The organism is Mangrovibacter yixingensis, from assembly GCF_020523985.1.
Taxonomy (GTDB): domain Bacteria; phylum Pseudomonadota; class Gammaproteobacteria; order Enterobacterales; family Enterobacteriaceae; genus Mangrovibacter; species Mangrovibacter yixingensis.
Window position 1 is genome coordinate 1 of record NZ_JAIVKM010000010.1, and the last position, 17,071, is coordinate 17,071.

Here is a 17,071-nt window from a genome sequence, read left to right on the forward strand (position 1 = left end):
AGACAAGGTTATTCCGCCTGGACGGCGGAATAAGGCGAAACGAGGCAGGACGCCGAGTCGAGCCGGCCGCAGGCTGACTGCCCGGAGGTGAACGCAGTGCGCAGCACCGGTTGCCCGCGGAAAACGGGGATTGCAAAGGGGGCGAGCCCCCTTTAGCCCGTTCACCGTCAGTGAAGCAACATTGACCACACACTTCAAGTGAACGGAACAGTCACCATACTGACATCAGTGCAAAGTGAACGGAATGTTCACCAAACTGACATCAGTGCAAAGTGAACAGAACTTTCACCAAACCGGCATCAGCCCAGGTGAACAAAACAATTCCCCATCACTTCTTAACCCTATCCGGAAACTCCATCTCCCCATACTTCACAAACCGCGTCCCCTTCACCAACTTGTAACCCAACCAAATCACCAGGAACAACGGAATGCCAATATAGGTTGCCGCCACACTAACCCAGTCAATTTTATCTTCCAGGAAAGCCTGGTAGTTCTGGCCGAGCGTAATAATCAGGCACAAAACAAATGCAAAAATTGGCCCCAACGGGAAGAAACCAGAACGGTATGGCAAATCATTCAGATTATGGCCCTGATGCACATAGCCACGGCGGAAACGGTAGTGGCTGATGGCAATCCCCAGCCAGGCAATAAAGCCCGTCATCCCGGAGGTGTTCAGCAACCAGAGGTACACGGTTTGGTTACCAAACTTAGAAGTCAGGAAACACAACCCGGCAACCACAGTGGTTGCTACCAGCGCATAGCGAGGAACACCACCTTTAGACAAACGCGCAAAAATGCGAGGTGCTTTACCGTCACAGGCCAGGGTGTAAAGCATACGCGTGGAAGCGTACATCCCGGAGTTACCCGCAGATAACACGGCTGTCAGAATCACCGCATTCATTACTGCTGCCGCAGACAACAAACCAGCATGCTGGAAGACCAGTGTGAACGGACTCACGCTAATGTCAGTTACATCATTACGCAGCAGGCTCGGGTCGGTATAAGGAATTATCAGGCTGATAATCAGAATAGCCAGAATATAGAACAACAAGATACGCCAAAACACCTGGCGCACAGCACGTGGGATATTTTTCGCCGGGTCTTGAGATTCCCCGGCAGCAATACCGATAAGTTCAGTACCCTGGAAGGAGAAGCCCACAATCATGGCCACACCAATCATGGCAGAGAACCCCCCCGCAAAAGGCGCATCGCCAACAGACCAGTTAGCCCAGCCCACAGGCGTAGAACCTTTAAAAATACCGATAATCATCAAAACACCGACAACGATAAACACAATTACCGTTGCGACTTTAATTAACGAGAACCAGTATTCCGCTTCACCAAAACCTTTTACCGAAATGAAGTTGAGCAGGAACATAATGCCCAGGAATAATGCACTCCAGATCCAGCCCGGCGTTCCCGGAAACCAGTAACTCATAACTAACTGAGAGGCCACCAGGTCAACGGCGATAGTCACCGCCCAGTTGTACCAATAGTTCCACCCCAGGGCAAAACCAAAACCTTCTTCTACATAGTTTTGGCCGTAGGTTGCAAACGAACCAGAAACCGGCATGTAGGCAGCCAGTTCCCCAAGGCTGGTCATCAGGAAGTAGACCATCAAACCGATAAGTGCGTAGGAAAGTAATGCTCCACCAGGGCCTGCCTGAGAAATTGTTGCGCCAGAAGCAACAAATAACCCAGTACCAATAGAACCGCCAATTGCGATCATCGTCAGGTGGCGCGCCTTTAATTCGCGTCGTAGTTCAGGCGCTTGTGTTGTGTTTACTTCGGAAACCATAAAAAAATGTTGCCTGTCTTAAAAATGAGGCGCGATTGTAGCAGACCAACATAATAAGAAACGGGACAAAATAGCGGTTATAAGAGACCTTCATAATCCACGCCAGATTATTAGCAAAGGCGAAGATGAAAAGGTCTCTGGTGTGACTAATATGTAAACACGCAGTGTAAAATTAGTTCAATCCACGTACCGAAGCGATAAACTGCTGTAACTCTGGTGTTTCAGGCTGAGAGAAAAATGTCTTGCTGTCACCCTGCTCCCACACCTTACCCTGGTGCATAAATACCACCCGATCACCCACTTCACGTGCAAAATTCATTTCATGAGTGACCAGAATCAGCGTCATTCCTTCGGCCGCCAGTTGCTCCAGCACTTTAAGCACTTCACCAACCAGTTCCGGGTCAAGTGCGGAAGTAATTTCATCACACAGTAATACTTTCGGGTTCATTGCCAGTGCACGGGCAATTGCCACACGCTGTTGCTGACCACCAGACAAATTCGCGGGCAGGTAATCAATACGTTCGCCGAGCCCAACTTTATTGAGCATTTCGATACCCAGCTCACGGCATTCTGCAGCAGATTTTTTCAGCACCCGGCGCGGAGCCAGCATCACATTTTCCAGTGCTGTCATGTGAGGGAACAGATTAAAACTCTGGAACACCATCCCCACCGAACGGCTGATTTCTCGCGCCTGGGATTCACGGTCGGTAATAGTCATACCGCCCAGCTTAATACTGCCATCCTGGTAGCCTTCCAGTCCGTTCATACAACGTAGCAAAGTGCTTTTCCCCGACCCACTGCGGCCGATAATGGAGACAACCTCGCCCATTTCAATATCCAGGCTAACGCCTTTGAGCACGTGGTTATCGCCATAATATTTCTGAACATCATTAATGGTGATGAGCGGCATGGAATTTTTTCTCCAGATAACGGCTATAACGCGACAGCGGATAACACAGCAGGAAATATCCCAGTGCCACCAGCCCGAAGACTTTAAAAGGCGCAAACGTCGCATTATTAAGAATAGTGCCAGCTTTCGTCAGTTCAACGAAGCCGATAATTGAAGCCAGCGCAGTACCTTTAATAACCTGCACCGAGAACCCAACAGTAGGCGCAATGGCGATACGCACAGCCTGAGGGGTGACAACTCGCCATAATGTTTGCCCGAAACTAAGCCCCAGGCAACGGCTTGCCTCCCACTGGCCTTTGGGCAATGAGCGAATACTCCCAAACCAAATATCCAGCAAATAAGCACTGGTAAACAGGGTTAACGCCAATGTTGCTGCTGTCCAGGCACTGACATCAATACCAAACAGCCCCAGCCCGAAGAAAGCCAGAAACAACTGCATTAACAACGGTGTGCCCTGAAACAACGCAACATAGCCAGTTACCAGGCGCTTTGGCCACACCCAGCGGCCCATACGTACCAGCAACAAAGGTAACGTCACCAGCGTGCCACATACAAACGCTATCAATGAAAGCATGATGGTCCAGCGCGCTGCCAACAGCAGGTTGCGGACAATATCCCAGTCAGTGAAATTTGTCACAGGCCGTCACTCCCCAACCATTTACGCCCGGCGACCAACAATACCTGGCGCATTGCCAGTGACAACAGCAGGTAGAGGATCGTGGTTACCACATAAACTTCAAAACTTAAAAATGTACGCGACTGAATCAGGTTTGCCTGGAAAGTCAGCTCTTCATAAGACACTTGCGATACCACGGAAGAACCGAGCATCACAATGACACACTGGCTGACCAGTGCCGGGAACACACGCTTGAGCGAAGGTGGCAAAATCACCCGCAAGAATGTTTGCCCGCGGCTCAGTCCCAGAACCCGCGCAGCTTCCCACTGCCCCTTTGGGGTTACCTGGATACCAGCACGAATAATTTCCGTACTGTAGGCACCAAGGTTAACTATCATGGCTATCAACGCCGCCTGCCCTGCATTCAAACGTAGCCCTAAGCTCGGCAAACCAAATACAATGAAAAACAACTGCACCACAAAAGGCGTATTGCGGATCAACTCAACATATGCGCCCCAAATATGGCTCAGTACACCCGACTTTCCACTGCGCAACGCCGCGCCGGTAACCCCGACAGCAATCCCGCCAAGTGTTGCCCAAAACGTCAGAACGATGGTGGTCCACAGGCCAGCCAATAAGGCTGGCCAGAATGGCAACAAGGCGGCAAAATCGAGCTGCGTTGTCATTCGTTAACTCCTCAGGCACCCAGGTTCGCTGGTAGCGGTGCTTTCATCCATTTTTCTGAAAACTTATTCAGCGTGCCATCTTTGCGTGCCTGGTCAATCAGGCTATTAACTTTATCTTTCAGTGCTGGCTCTTCTTTTTTCATGCCGATATAACAAGGTGAATCTTTCAGCATAAACTTCGCCACTGGCGCATGGCCTGGGTCTTTACGCGCGATGGCTGCCACAACAACGTTTCCAGTTGCCAGGTACTGAACCTGCCCAGATAACCATGCTGAAATAGTGGTGTTGTTGTCTTCGTAACGTTTCACTTGGGCATCTTTCGGAGCAACGTCACTGAGTACCATATCTTCAACAGCACCGCGGGTTACCCCCACGCTTTTACCACTTAGCGCAGCAGCATCTGGCAGTTTGGTATCTTTCGGGCCAAATACACCCAGGAAAAAAGGTGCATAAGCCTTGCTGAAATCGATAACTTTTTCGCGCTCTGCATTTTTACCCAGGCTGGAAATAACCAAATCCACCTTGTCGGTTTGCAGATAAGGCACACGGTTGGCACTACTCACCGGTACCAGTTTCAGCTTCAGTTTCATTGCTGTAGCCAAATAGTGGGCCATATCAATATCGTAGCCCTCAGGTTGCAGGTCCGTACCCACGGAACCAAAAGGAGGAAAATCCTGGGGAACAGCAACACGTAACACACCGCGTTTTTCGATGTCCTGTAATTGATCCGCCATTGCCTGACCAGCCTGCACCACTAACAATACCGCCCCAGCGAGGGACAACAGCCACTTTTTCCGCAACATCACTCACCTCATTCAAAGGATATGAAACAAAAGATTCTTGATATTGTGATTTGCAACTAATGTGCCAACGCAGCGTAAATAAAAAAAGGCCGCTTTTATGCGGCCTGTACTACAGTAAATAAGGGATTATGGTACTTAACAAAGTTTCACTGCATCACAATCACTCACCACAATAGAGCTTGCGCACTATATAGGTGCAATTACTTTCCGCAATATTCCAGAAAACGATTTAATGCACTGGATAAGTGCTTTTGCCGGTGATGGATACGCCACAGTGTTCTTATAAGAGGAGGTAACGGAACGGCAACTCGCGCCAGAGTGCGGTTTTCCAGTTGTTCAGCAATCACCCGCCGGGACAGACAGCTAATCCCCAGCCCATGGCGTACCGCGTGTTTTATTGCTTCAGAATTCCCTAACTCCATTTCAAGGTTGAATTGCGGTAAATGTGCCAGTAGCAAATAATCAACGATTTCCCGGGTACCGGACCCTTTTTCCCGCAGGATCCACGGCGCGGCGGCCAGCATCTCCAGAGTAACCGGCCCCTGGCATAAAGGTGACTGAGGAGCAGAAAAGACAACCAGTTCATCATCAATCCAGGGTTCCGCCACAATATCCGGGCTGTGGCAAGGCCCTTCAATCAGGCCGATATCCACACGGAAATCAGCAATAGCATTAATCACGTCCTGGCTGTTACCCACGCTCATTTCTAGCGGCAGGTTTGGGTGATCTTTGCGGTAACGGGCAATCACTTGAGGCAAAATATAATTACCGATGGTGCTACTGGCATAAACGCGGATGGCACCTTTATCTTCCTGAAACAATTGTTCCACATCGTGCGCCTGGTCTAATAATGACACCACGCGCGGGAACAACAGGCGGCCATGTTCGTTGACCACCAGGCGCTTACCTACGCGGTCAAACAGTTTTACCCCCAACTGCCCTTCCAGATCTGTCAACGCGGCACTTACGGCTGATTGCGATAACGCCAGCATTTGTGATGCCTGTGTTGTGGAACCGCTCTTCAATACTTCCGCAAACACTTCCAGCTGCCGCAATGTGATATGCATGTAGTTTCTCGCCCGCCATCATCTACCAGTTATTTCGATTGGTTATAAATATATAATCAATTTTATTTTTAAGCCAGCCGCCCGTAGGATTCTCCCTATAGAAACTAAGGGGGTGACATGAGCACACTAACTATCAGCCAGCGTAAAAAGCACGGTTTAATGCACTTCATTCCCGGCCTGTTACTGACCGGGGTTATTACAGGATTTGCTCTGTGGGCAGGCAGTTTTCCGCGTGTTGCTGGTGCAGGCCTGAGCGCACTCACGCTGGCTATTCTGGTAGGCATGGTAATTGGTAACACACTCTACCCCACACTGAGTAAACCTTGTGACAGCGGCGTGCTGTTTGCCAAGCAACATCTGCTACGGCTGGGAATAATTTTGTATGGTTTCCGCCTGACATTTACCCAAATTGCCGATGTCGGTGCCAGCGGTATCATTATTGATATTCTGACACTTAGCAGTACCTTTACTATTGCTTGCTGGCTGGGGCAACGTGTGTTTGGCCTGGATAAACACACCTCCTGGTTAATCGGTGCCGGGAGCAGTATTTGTGGCGCAGCCGCGGTATTAGCGACTGAACCGGTAGTTAAAGCAGAAGCCAGCAAAGTCACCGTGGCTGTGGCAACCGTGGTTATCTTTGGTACCCTGGCGATTTTTATCTACCCAATGCTCTACCCACTGCTTCAGCATGTGTTTAACCAAAGCACTTTTGGGATCTACATTGGTTCCACTGTGCATGAAGTTGCCCAGGTTGTTGCCGCGGGCCATGGTGTCAGCCCGGTAACTGAAAATGCGGCAGTCATAACGAAAATGATCCGCGTAATGCTACTGGCACCCTTCCTGTTACTGCTGGCCGCACGGGTTAAGCAACTGGCTCCGGCTGGTGAAGCTCATGGCAAAATCACCATCCCGTGGTTTGCGATTATTTTCATCCTGGTGGCTATTTTTAATAGTTTCCACCTGCTGCCCACTGTGGTAGTTAAATCACTGATAACACTCGATACAATCCTGTTAGCTATGGCAATGGCGGCCCTGGGGCTGACCACCCATGTCAGTGCACTGAAAAAAGCTGGCGTACGCCCACTGTTAATGGCACTGGTATTGTTCTGCTGGCTGATTGTTGGTGGTGGCCTGATTAACGTAGCTGTTCACCACCTGCTCTGAGACAACACCTGCAATCCCTGCGTTAACCCGCTATGATAGAACGCTTGTTAATAGTGGGTTAACCAGGAAAGTAAGATGAAATATGTGGGAGCGCATGTCAGCGCGTCAGGTGGTGTGGAAAATGCGGTTATCAGAGCCAGCGAACTCGATGCCACCGCCTTTGCCTTATTTACCAAGAACCAGCGCCAGTGGCGTGCCGCACCATTAAGCACGGAAACCATCGACAACTTCAAAGCAGCCTGTGAGAAATACCACTTTACTCCGGGGCAAATTTTACCTCACGACAGCTACCTGATTAACCTGGGCCACCCGGTTGAAGAAGCACTGGAAAAATCCCGCAACGCCTTTGTTGATGAGCTGCAACGCTGTGAACAACTGGGCCTGTCATTACTTAACTTCCACCCCGGCAGCCACTTGCTGCAAATTCCTGAAGACAAGTGCCTCACGCGTATTGCGGAATCTATCAATCTGGCGCTAGACGTAACCACAGGTGTGACAGCCGTAATAGAAAATACCGCAGGTCAAGGGAGTAACCTTGGGTTTCGTTTCGAGCACCTGGCCGCCATTATTGATGGCGTAGAAGATAAATCCCGTGTGGGTGTCTGTATTGATACCTGCCATGCTTTTGCGGCGGGCTATGACTTGCGCAGTGAAGAAGCCTGCCAAAAAACCTTTGAAGACTTTGAGCGCATTGTTGGCTTCCAGTATTTACGTGGTATGCATTTGAATGATGCAAAAAGTGAATTTGGCAGCCGGGTAGACCGCCACCACAGCCTGGGTGAAGGTAACATCGGGCATACTGCTTTTAGCTGGATTATGCGTGACCCGCGTTTCGATAATATCCCGTTGATTCTTGAAACCGTGAACCCGGATATCTGGGCAGAGGAAATTGCCTGGCTTAAAGCCCAACAGTATTCTGCAGATGCTGCGTAAAGCGAAGGTAACTGTGCTGGTGTAGCTGTAAATTTGTGTGTTGAGTCTTTTTTGTAGTCTGCTCTGAGCACACAGGTGAAGCCTCTTTATCGTTAAGTTGACCACCTAGCTGAATAAGTTCTGATAAAAAAGCCCCGGCAACATCTGTTGACGGGGCTTTTATTCTTACATCCAAACTGACCGAATTACCCTGGTGTGGCGCCGGTCAACTTGCATTAGCTGTTATCAGGCAGCTTTTTTTACTAACTCATTTTCAGGGCGTTTGATTGCTGCGTAAACCAGGCCAGTCAGCAGGGTACCGGCGATAATCGCCATCAGGTAACCCAGAACTGGGGTAATCGCACCTGGAATAAGCAGTACGAACAAACCACCATGCGGAGCCATCAGCTGTGCACCAATTGCCATAGAGATAGCGCCAGTCAGCGCGCCACCTGCGATACAGCAAGGGATAACACGGAGGGGATCACGGGCCGCAAACGGGATAGCACCTTCACTGATAAAGCACAGGCCAAGTACCAGCGCCGCTTTACCACCTTCCTGCTGCGCTTTATCGAATTTATTGCGCGCAACCAGAGTAGCCAGGCCCATCGCCAGCGGTGGAACCATGCCCGCAGCCATAATTGCCGCCATTGGGCCATAGGTTTGCGTACTGAGCAGACCCACACCGAATGCATAAGCCGCTTTGTTAACCGGCCCACCCATATCGGTACACATCATGCCGCCCAGAATGGCACCCAACAGAATCGCGTTTGCGGTACCCATGGTTTTCAGCCAGTGAGTCAAACCTTCCAGCAGATGAGCTACCGGCGTACCGATGATGTAAATCATCGCCAGGCCAACAATCAGGCTGGAAAACAGCGGAATGATCAGGATTGGCTTCAGGGCTTCCATGCTCGGTGGCAATTTTACTTTCGTGCTGATTGCTCTTGCCACATAACCGGCCAGGAAGCCTGCGATGATCCCGCCAATAAAGCCAGAACCCCCACTGACAGCCAGCATACCGCCGATAAGACCAGGAGTCAGACCCGGACGGTCAGCAATAGAGAACGCAATGTACCCAGCCAGCACTGGCACCATCAACTTGAAGGCTGAATCACCACCAATGTGCATCAAGGCAGCGGCTAAAGTGCCTTCTTGTTTAAACGCCTGGATACCAAACACGAAGGACAGTGCAATCAGCAACCCGCCCGCTACCACCATCGGCAGCATGTAAGATACGCCAGTCAGCAAGTGGCGATATGGCCCGGCAGACTCTTTCTTCGCACTGGATTGAGACGCAGCCTGGGAGCCCGAAGGCTGGTAAGGCGTCGCTTCATTAACTGCTTTATCCAGTTCTGAGGCTGTTTTCTTCAGCGCCAGGCCAGTAGAAGTCCGGTACATCGGTTTGCCAGCAAACTTCGCCAGGTCCACTTCGATATCGGCAGCCACAATCACCAAATCAGCCTGAGCCACTTCTTCTGGTGTAATGGCATTACCGGCACCAACGGAACCGCGGGTTTCAACTTTAACCCACCAGCCACGTTTTTTCGCTTCGGTTTCAATGGCTTCAGCCGCCATAAACGTGTGTGCCACGCCAGTTGGGCAGGCGGTTACCGCCACAACGCGTTTAACACCACCGGCTGCCGGTGCGGCCACAGCCACTGCAGGCGCTGTGTAAACCACAGCTTTTTCCTTTGCTTCGCTCAGGAATAACTCAGGATGCTGTACTGCACGGTCTATGTTGCCTAAAAAGACTTTCTTGCCGTTCAGTGCTGTGTCGGGCTTAACCTCGGTACCAACTACCACAGCCATTTCCGCATCATCGGGATTATCAATAATCTCCAAATTTGCTTTTTTTGCTGCGGCAGCCACCAGGGTTTTCGCAAGGTAGCAACGCGCCTGGCCTAAGCCTGGGTCGATAATCAGCAGCGTTTTCATTATGTGCCTCTCCTGCTGTTAATTTACGGGTTTAAGGTCGACACGCGCCATCATCGCGGCCAACTGGGTACGGTCGGTAATGCCCACATTACTCTGGCTGACAGCCAGTGCAGCCACCGCTGTCGCAAGGCGTAATGTGTGTTCACTGGACTCACGCATCAGCAGGCCATAAATCAACCCACCAACCATTGAATCCCCCGCGCCAACTGTGCTGACAACTTCACAGGCAGGCGGTTTGGCGATCCATTCGCCGGATGCGTTAACCCACAATGCGCCTTCAGCGCCCAGAGAAATCACCACATGGGCAATCCCCTGTTCACGCAACGCATGTGCAGCTTCAATCACATCCTGGAGGGTCGGTAGTGAACGGCCCGCCCAAATTTCCAGCTCACGGCGGTTAGGTTTAACCAACCATGGTGCTGCTTTCAGCCCGGCATTTAATGCTTCACGGCTACTGTCGAAAATAATGCACGGGCATTCACTGCGCAGGCGGGTCATCCAGTCCGTAAAGGCTTCCGGGCTGACGCCAGCAGGCAGGCTGCCACTAACACACACCATATCGAACTGCCCAAGCCAGGTCAGAGAGTCGCTCACGAAGCGTTCCCAGTCAGCCGGAGTCACATCAAAACCGGAGAAGTTCAAATCAGTGACTTCACCGTCTTTCTCTGTCAATTTGACGTTAATTCGTGTACGGCCATTCACTACCTGAAAGCGGTTAGCGATACCGAGTTCACTGAATAATTGTTGAAATCCATCCTGGTTTTCTTTGCCGAGGAACCCCCCGACAGTTACATCAATCCCAAGGTCTTTGAGCACTTTCGCGACGTTGATACCTTTACCCGCAGCGTGCAAACCAGTCGTACGCACGAGGTTAACTTCGCCGCGCTCAATATCTGCGCAGTAACCTACCAGGTCATAAGCCGGGTTGAGAGTAATGGTGGCTACACGTCTGCTCATGCTGCGCCCTCCCCAAGACCTGCGGCAATGGCTTCACCAATGGCTGCCAATGCCTGTTCAGCATCATCCCCTTGAGCGGTGAAACGCAGGCGATGCCCTTGTTTAACCCCCAGTGCAACCACTTTCATCAGGCTACGGCCATTGGCGGGTTTCCCGGAACCATCAAGGTTGGTGACAGTAATGTCGCTGGTAAATTGTTTGATGGTGTTTACCAGCACGGTTCCCGGACGGGCATGCAAACCATGCTCATTACGTACCACAAACTCTGCATTGAGTACGTCTTCAGGTAATGGTGCATCGCTGGTCAGTACCGCCAGTAATGTTGGTGCATCAGCCTTAACCAGGCGGTCTGCTTTTTGGTTGATAAGCAGGTCACTCAGGCGGTTTAACACTTGTAATGGCTGGTCATCAGCAACGGCGACCGTCAGCAATAAACCAACAGGCTGGCCATTTTCTTCAATGCTCTGTGCCGGGCGGGCAACAGCTATGGCACTGGAAAGGTTGCCGTCAGTGCTGTCGTTCAGCCAGATTCCCTGCCCTAAATAAAGCGGTTTGCCAGCAACGGTTTGAGCCACAAAACTGGCATCAGCCGCGCCAACAGCTTTCAGGCGGCCTGCATTCAGTGCCTGTAAAGTTACCAGGTCTGCTGCATTCACATCCAAAGACAGGGTGTCGTTATCCAGTTTCAATACTTCTGCCTGGGTTTCACCCATCAAAATCGCGCGCAACGCTTCGGCGGTTTTGGCATTTTTAAGTTGTTCAGCAACGCTGTCGTCACTTAACACATGAGTCAGTTGGCGTAACAGACCGAGATGTTCATCGGAACTGGCGGCAATACCAATTGCCACATACGCAACCTGATCGTCTCCCCAACGAATCCCTTCCGGAAACTGAAAAACCTGAACACCGGTTTTCAGAACCTGATCACGGGTATCCGTTGTCCCGTGAGGAATAGCGATACCGTTGCCTAAGAACGTGGACGTTTGTTGTTCACGCGCCAGCATACCGTTGAGGTAGCCATCAGCAACATTACCAGCCTGAACCAGTGCTCCAGCCACAAGGCGAATAGCCTCTTCTTTATTTGTGGCTGTCGCACCGGGGTGAATATCGTGGACAGATAGTTGAAACATGAATAATTTCTCCTGCCGAAAGTGAATCGTTTCAGCTATAACTAAAAGAATCGCGCTGCAGGATTTGAATTAAGTCCAAAGTTCAGCGCTGAAACGTTTCAAGGAGTCTGATACTACTGAACGCCTTAAGCAAGTTTTCGGCAAAATCTGATGATTAAAATTAGAGGTTCCGCACATTTCAGCAATTAACATCAGGAAGTTGCTGAACACATCACAATTTTTACCCAAGCCTTCAGCTCAGGTTTCAGCAACAAGGTAAGTATGGGAGCCGCATCCCTGTTTTTGCAGGCGTAAAGCACTTGTTTTTGGGTATTTGTGGCATTCGTCGCAGCCTGTCTGTTTATTATTGCAAAAGGCGCGTAAACTCCGCGGATTTCTTCTCTTCCACCACCAGTGATACCCATGTACAACCAACCCGCAACCACACCACGCCGCGCGTTTGATTTCACTAACAGCGCGTTCTTGATTGTCGCATTCCTTACGGGTATTGCCGGTGCGCTGCAAACACCGACTCTGAGCCTGTTTTTGACCAATGAAGTGCATGCCCGCCCGGCGATGGTAGGTTTCTTTTTCACCGGTAGCGCAGTCATTGGTATTCTGGTCAGCCAGTTTCTGGCAGGCCGTTCAGACAGGCGTGGCGACAGGAAGAATTTAATTATTTTCTGTTGTGTACTGGGTGTGCTGGCATGCCTGTTATTTGCCTGGAATCGTAATTATTTTATTTTGCTGTTTGTCGGGGTGTTTCTTAGCAGCTTTGGCTCTACCGCCAACCCACAAATGTTTGCTCTCGCACGTGAATATGCAGATAAAACGGGCCGGGAAGCAGTGATGTTCAGTTCAGTACTGCGTGCCCAGATTTCACTGGCCTGGGTGATTGGCCCCCCTATCGCTTATGCGTTGTCTGTTGGGTTAGGGTTTGATGTCATGTATTTGTGCGCAGCCGTTGCCTTTGTTGTATGTGGGCTGATGGTGTGGGGTTTTTTACCCTCAATGCACAAACAAACGCCTCATCGTGCCGCCACAGCGCCTTTAGAAGCCCCGCGGCGCAACCGGCGTGATACCCTGCTGTTGTTTATTGCCTGCACCTTAATGTGGGGAACAAACAGCTTGTATATCATTAACATGCCACTGTTTATTGTTGATGAATTGCACCTGCCGGAGAAGATGGCCGGGTTTATGATGGGCACAGCCGCAGGGTTGGAGATCCCTACCATGTTGATTGCTGGTTATTACGCCCGGCGCATGGGAAAGCGTTTTTTGATGCGCATAGCTGTAGTCGCCGGGCTGGTGTTTTATGCAGGCATGCTCACAGTCACTCACCCCTGGGCGTTGCTGGCGCTTCAGTTGCTTAATGCTATTTATATTGGGATCCTGGCGGGTATAGGCATGATCTATTTCCAGGATCTGATGCCCGGCCAGGCAGGTGCAGCCACTACGCTGTACACCAACACCACCCGTGTTGGCTGGATAATTTCAGGCTCTTTTGCCGGGATTATTGCTGAGATTTGGAGTTACCATGCCGGTTTTTGGCTGGCTCTGGCGATGTGTGTGACCACCTGTATTTGCCTTGCCCGAATCAAAGATGTTTAGCCTGCTCGTGTTTTACATCCCGGCTTGTGCTTCATCGGTTACTCGTTAGTGTGTTTTGTTGCGGTTCCAGTTCGCAATATTCTTCAAAGGCTGCTTAATATAAGGGCTGAGTGCGATAAGCCTGAATAGCAGGTTATTCACCAGTGTACCGGTCTTATCCATAGGCCGGTCGACATCCAAAAACAACACAGCCCGCAGCTCATCAGTATCATTGCGTACTTCATGTTCGTAAGAATCATCGAAAATAATAACTTTTCCCTGCTCCCAGTGAAGCTTTTGGTTATCAACACGAATCCACAGATTCTCTCTGTCCTTTGGTACTATCAACCCCAGGTGAACACGAACCACAGCACGGGTTGGCCCCTTATGAGGAACAATGTGGTAGTGCGGTTTTAAAATGGAAAACATGGCCGTACGCATTTTGGGGATAGCGTTGATTGCCTCTGCTGTTCGCGGGCACAGCGCGCAATTGTCATCAATGCGCTTACCATAGACATACAAACCAAAAGTCTTCCAGTTATCCCCTTTGGAAATACGCTGCTGGTCTGGCGATATTTGGTGGAACGACGGGATATCTTCAGGTGACTTCAGCAACTGTTCAAGCTCAGCATGAATTTCAGGCCAGGCAGCCTCCAGCTTATCCACCCAGTCAAATTCACTATTACTGATTTGAGGTGTGGTAGACACCAGGGAGTGGCGTGACTGAAAATTGCCATTCCAGCGCAAAAAACGTTTACCCGCTTTCAGCAACATACGCCGCCAAAAGGGGTACTGCGATGATGAAGACGCAGACATAAAACTATCCATTTACTCCATGAAATCTCTGTTGCCAGTGCCAGTTTATTACCCGGTCTTTGTACAGGCGTTCGTCTGTTTATCACCACAAACCTGGCACACAGAGTTCTTAATACACGAAATTGTGGCTACACCCCGGTTAAAACAACACCACCAGCCAGACGATTACCGTCATCACAACTGTCACCAGTTGCGCGGCACCACCTAAGTCCTTTGCACGTTTTGATAATGGATGAATTTCCAGCGAAATGCGGTCTACTACAGTTTCAATTGCAGTATTAATTAACTCAACTGCAAGCGTAATAAAACAGCATATAATTAATAACAATCGTTCTATTTTTGTTATATTGAGGCAAAATGTAATTATAAGTAACACAATATTAATGACTAGTAATTGCCGGAAAGCATCTTCCGTAAAAACGGCATTAACAATACCGGTCCATGAATTATTAATACTGCTGGTCAGGCGACTGAAACCTGTTTTTTTGGGAATAGGCATTGGTGTTTACTCGGCCAGAACAACGAACAGAGGCAATAGAAATAAAGTTTGCCCCCTGAAACAACTGCAGGCTGCACCTGTATTCAGGCGCGCCCAAGATAACAACAGCAGCAAAAGTATGTTGACCAAAAATATATGCTTAACATTACCGCTCAACAGTATAATGGTCTAATTAGTTTACTCAGACTGGAATTTTTTTTCGTATAATCTGTAACGCTTATACGGCTCAGCACCTATTCGCTCCAGAATAGTGCGCATCCCTGTATTGGATTCCAGAATCCAGGACATTTCCAGCGCATCAATATTTCGTTTTGCAAAAGGGTCACGCAGCGCTTCAATAAGCAACAGCGCAATAATGGGCCCTATTCGGCTGAACTGGTATTCCTGGCGGACCCCCATTAACGGAACCCGTGCTGTACGCACACCACTGACTTTCAGGCGCCATAACAATTTAGCCCAACCAAAGGGTAATAATCGCCCATGTAAGCCAGAGATCGCTTCATTGATATTGGGTAATCCCACAATGAAGGCGCAAGGCACTGAATCCACTTCAGCAATATGAATCATATCGTCAGGCACCAGATATTTAAGCTGGTCGCCCATGGTGGCAAACTCACGTTCCGTAAACGGGACAAATCCCCAATTATTCTGCCAACCCGAGTTGAAGATTTCGCGCAGTACCTGCATTTCTTCCGCGAATTTTTTACGGTTGAGCGGGCGCAAAGTCACTTTTTTACGCACCTGGTCCATTAACCGGGTTAACGAGGGAGAAAAGAAAAGATCAGTACGCTTCATCCAGTACGCAAGTAAATCAATTCCTTGTGAATAACCAAGGCGCTGCAAATGGCTGGCGTAATAAGGCTTACCGTGAGTCATTAATGCTGATGGCGGGGTATCAAACCCATCAATCAGCAAACCACTTTCCTGGTTAATATTCAGGCTGAATGGCCCGGTAATATTGTAAGCACCCTGTGACTTCAGCCACGTTTCAGCAGCACTAAACAGTGCATCAAACACTTCTGTGTCATCAATGGCATCAATCATACCGAAATGGCCGGTATCTGGCCCATACAGCTCACGATGCAGGGAATCTATCTGTGCCGTGATACGCCCAACAACATCTTCACCTTTCTTCGCAATCCATGCCTGCCACATTATATGTTCTGTACCAGGATTTTTCTCTGAGAGATGCTCTTCACGCTCAACAAACAATGGTTCAATCCAATTAGGATCATCACTAAACAGAGTGGAGGGAAACTGTATAAATGCTTTCAGAGCATGCTTGTCCTGAACTTTTTCAACTTGAATCATAAACAACCCTTGCTTTCAGAATCTACTCAAAAAATCACTCTCAAAATGCTTTTATATCAGTTAATTACGGAAATTAACTACTCTGCGTATAACCAACACAGGAAACAGCCAGTCTGTGTTAATTGTTAGTGCCAATAGCAGTAACTCTGGTAAACCGGCAATTTGGTCGTGAACGCGCTACACAGCAAAAGAAAGGCAACACTCTGGCAACAACGCCTGATGCAAAATAGGATTCTTATCCATAAAAATCAACATCTTAAACAAAAATCTGTTGTAAACAGATAAAATGCCAGCAGAAAAATCAGTTACCTCCAGGTAACCCCGCTGCCATTTTCGCTGGAATTATTATTAGGTTAGATTAATCTCAAGCAGCAATTATCTGCGATATCCAGGCAATCCGATCTATATTTCCATAAATTCTCACACTCTCGCTAAACAAATAATGCCATTATTTAAATTTATGGCACTTATTGCAAAAAAATAATTATCCACTTTGGCAAGATTTATCCAAAAACTGCTTTTTTTAGCAGTTAATGCTTTCGGATTCTTCAGGAATAAGATGAATCGTTCATTTTTTTTTAACTTGAGGCATAATGTTTACGGTATGTTAAGTACGAAGGCAATATACCAGATGGCAGGCTATCTGAGTCAGCCTTCATTTTCTCCAGGCTCGTAATATCTGCTTCATCGTTGATGAACTTTTATTGCTGATTGCAAGGCCGCGATCACTTGAGTCTGGTGATTGAAATCACGTGTACAAAATACGTACTCAATCAAGTCAGTTGTAAATCCCACCTTCAGTTAATTCTGGCATGGAGATATTTTGCGGCTGAAGATGCTATTTGTGGAATGAAAATGGTTGAATAAAAATTTTTCAAAAAGTTTTCATAGTAAT

Annotated in this window: 15 protein-coding genes; 3 read left to right on the forward strand and 12 right to left on the reverse strand. The window is 49.0% G+C overall.

Annotation, left to right across the window (positions count from 1 at the left end; all coding sequences use genetic code 11):
• Positions 1–328: 328 nt before the first annotated feature.
• The 6 genes from LC084_RS20970 to yieE all read right to left on the reverse strand — a co-directional run bounded on the left by LC084_RS20970 (position 329) and on the right by yieE (position 5,880).
• Complete coding sequence (locus LC084_RS20970) at positions 329–1,798, reverse strand: amino acid permease (RefSeq protein WP_226573726.1); 1,470 nt, start codon at positions 1,796–1,798, stop codon at positions 329–331.
• 172 nt (positions 1,799–1,970) lie between these two features.
• A complete protein-coding gene (locus tag LC084_RS20975; protein WP_226573727.1) occupies positions 1,971–2,708 on the reverse strand; it encodes an amino acid ABC transporter ATP-binding protein in 738 nt (245 codons plus the stop codon).
• Positions 2,689–3,345: an amino acid ABC transporter permease gene (locus LC084_RS20980; protein ID WP_226573729.1), complete on the reverse strand. Its 657-nt coding sequence runs from the start codon at positions 3,343–3,345 to the stop codon at positions 2,689–2,691. The genes LC084_RS20975 and LC084_RS20980 overlap by 20 nt, the downstream gene beginning before the upstream one ends.
• Positions 3,342–4,010: an amino acid ABC transporter permease gene (locus LC084_RS20985; RefSeq protein WP_226573731.1), complete on the reverse strand. Its 669-nt coding sequence runs from the start codon at positions 4,008–4,010 to the stop codon at positions 3,342–3,344. The genes LC084_RS20980 and LC084_RS20985 overlap by 4 nt, the downstream gene beginning before the upstream one ends.
• Positions 4,011–4,021: 11 nt before the next feature.
• On the reverse strand, positions 4,022–4,813 hold the full coding sequence (locus tag LC084_RS20990; protein ID WP_226573733.1) for a transporter substrate-binding domain-containing protein: 792 nt from the start codon (positions 4,811–4,813) through the stop codon (positions 4,022–4,024).
• A 200-nt stretch (positions 4,814–5,013) separates the two neighbouring features.
• Positions 5,014–5,880 (reverse strand): DNA-binding transcriptional regulator YeiE, encoded by an 867-nt coding sequence (gene yieE, locus LC084_RS20995; RefSeq protein WP_226573735.1) that lies wholly within the window; start codon positions 5,878–5,880, stop codon positions 5,014–5,016.
• 117 nt (positions 5,881–5,997) lie between these two features.
• Here yieE and LC084_RS21000 point away from each other — a divergent pair, with 117 nt between their 5' ends.
• Together LC084_RS21000 and nfo are read left to right on the forward strand one after the other, a co-directional pair.
• Positions 5,998–7,044, forward strand: coding sequence for a YeiH family putative sulfate export transporter (locus LC084_RS21000; protein ID WP_226573738.1), 1,047 nt, complete (start codon positions 5,998–6,000; stop codon positions 7,042–7,044).
• 75 nt (positions 7,045–7,119) lie between these two features.
• The gene (gene nfo / locus LC084_RS21005) at positions 7,120–7,977 is read left to right on the forward strand and encodes a deoxyribonuclease IV (RefSeq protein WP_226573740.1); all 858 of its coding nucleotides are present in this window, start codon (positions 7,120–7,122) and stop codon (positions 7,975–7,977) included.
• A 225-nt stretch (positions 7,978–8,202) separates the two neighbouring features.
• On the opposite strand, the gene fruA is transcribed toward nfo, so the two are convergent.
• Genes fruA through fruB form a run of 3 tightly spaced genes read right to left on the reverse strand, consistent with a single transcriptional unit; the run spans position 8,203 to position 11,981 of the window.
• Positions 8,203–9,894, reverse strand: a complete 1,692-nt coding sequence (gene fruA, locus LC084_RS21010) for a PTS fructose transporter subunit IIBC (RefSeq protein ID WP_226573743.1) — start codon at positions 9,892–9,894, stop codon at positions 8,203–8,205.
• Between the two features lie 18 nt (positions 9,895–9,912).
• Complete coding sequence (gene fruK, locus LC084_RS21015; RefSeq protein ID WP_226573745.1) at positions 9,913–10,851, reverse strand: 1-phosphofructokinase; 939 nt, start codon at positions 10,849–10,851, stop codon at positions 9,913–9,915.
• Positions 10,848–11,981 (reverse strand): fused PTS fructose transporter subunit IIA/HPr protein, encoded by a 1,134-nt coding sequence (gene fruB / locus LC084_RS21020; protein WP_226573748.1) that lies wholly within the window; start codon positions 11,979–11,981, stop codon positions 10,848–10,850. Before fruB ends, fruK begins: the two co-directional genes overlap by 4 nt.
• A 402-nt stretch (positions 11,982–12,383) precedes the next feature.
• Here fruB and setB point away from each other — a divergent pair, with 402 nt between their 5' ends.
• On the forward strand, positions 12,384–13,571 hold the full coding sequence (gene setB, locus LC084_RS21025) for a sugar efflux transporter SetB (protein WP_226573751.1): 1,188 nt from the start codon (positions 12,384–12,386) through the stop codon (positions 13,569–13,571).
• Between the two features lie 45 nt (positions 13,572–13,616).
• Here the strand turns inward: setB and LC084_RS21030 are convergent, their stop codons facing one another.
• The 3 genes from LC084_RS21030 to LC084_RS21040 all read right to left on the reverse strand — a co-directional run bounded on the left by LC084_RS21030 (position 13,617) and on the right by LC084_RS21040 (position 16,176).
• Positions 13,617–14,366 (reverse strand): aspartyl/asparaginyl beta-hydroxylase domain-containing protein, encoded by a 750-nt coding sequence (locus tag LC084_RS21030; protein WP_226573754.1) that lies wholly within the window; start codon positions 14,364–14,366, stop codon positions 13,617–13,619.
• Between the two features lie 139 nt (positions 14,367–14,505).
• Positions 14,506–14,865 (reverse strand): diacylglycerol kinase, encoded by a 360-nt coding sequence (locus LC084_RS21035; RefSeq protein ID WP_226573757.1) that lies wholly within the window; start codon positions 14,863–14,865, stop codon positions 14,506–14,508.
• 177 nt (positions 14,866–15,042) lie between these two features.
• Positions 15,043–16,176 (reverse strand): N-acetyltransferase, encoded by a 1,134-nt coding sequence (locus LC084_RS21040; RefSeq protein WP_226573761.1) that lies wholly within the window; start codon positions 16,174–16,176, stop codon positions 15,043–15,045.
• Positions 16,177–17,071: the final 895 nt, after the last annotated feature.

Coding starts and splice junctions, on each gene's coding strand:
- LC084_RS21030 (WP_226573754.1), bottom strand. CDS start 14,366: ATGTCTGCGTCTTCATCATCGCAGTACCCCTTTTGGCGGCGTATGTTG.
- fruB (WP_226573748.1), bottom strand. CDS start 11,981: ATGTTTCAACTATCTGTCCACGATATTCACCCCGGTGCGACAGCCACA.
- yieE (WP_226573735.1), bottom strand. CDS start 5,880: ATGCATATCACATTGCGGCAGCTGGAAGTGTTTGCGGAAGTATTGAAG.
- LC084_RS20985 (WP_226573731.1), bottom strand. CDS start 4,010: ATGACAACGCAGCTCGATTTTGCCGCCTTGTTGCCATTCTGGCCAGCC.
- LC084_RS21000 (WP_226573738.1), top strand. CDS start 5,998: ATGAGCACACTAACTATCAGCCAGCGTAAAAAGCACGGTTTAATGCAC.
- fruA (WP_226573743.1), bottom strand. CDS start 9,894: ATGAAAACGCTGCTGATTATCGACCCAGGCTTAGGCCAGGCGCGTTGC.
- nfo (WP_226573740.1), top strand. CDS start 7,120: ATGAAATATGTGGGAGCGCATGTCAGCGCGTCAGGTGGTGTGGAAAAT.
- LC084_RS20975 (WP_226573727.1), bottom strand. CDS start 2,708: ATGCCGCTCATCACCATTAATGATGTTCAGAAATATTATGGCGATAAC.
- LC084_RS21035 (WP_226573757.1), bottom strand. CDS start 14,865: ATGCCTATTCCCAAAAAAACAGGTTTCAGTCGCCTGACCAGCAGTATT.
- setB (WP_226573751.1), top strand. CDS start 12,384: ATGTACAACCAACCCGCAACCACACCACGCCGCGCGTTTGATTTCACT.
- fruK (WP_226573745.1), bottom strand. CDS start 10,851: ATGAGCAGACGTGTAGCCACCATTACTCTCAACCCGGCTTATGACCTG.
- LC084_RS21040 (WP_226573761.1), bottom strand. CDS start 16,176: ATGATTCAAGTTGAAAAAGTTCAGGACAAGCATGCTCTGAAAGCATTT.
- LC084_RS20970 (WP_226573726.1), bottom strand. CDS start 1,798: ATGGTTTCCGAAGTAAACACAACACAAGCGCCTGAACTACGACGCGAA.
- LC084_RS20990 (WP_226573733.1), bottom strand. CDS start 4,813: ATGTTGCGGAAAAAGTGGCTGTTGTCCCTCGCTGGGGCGGTATTGTTA.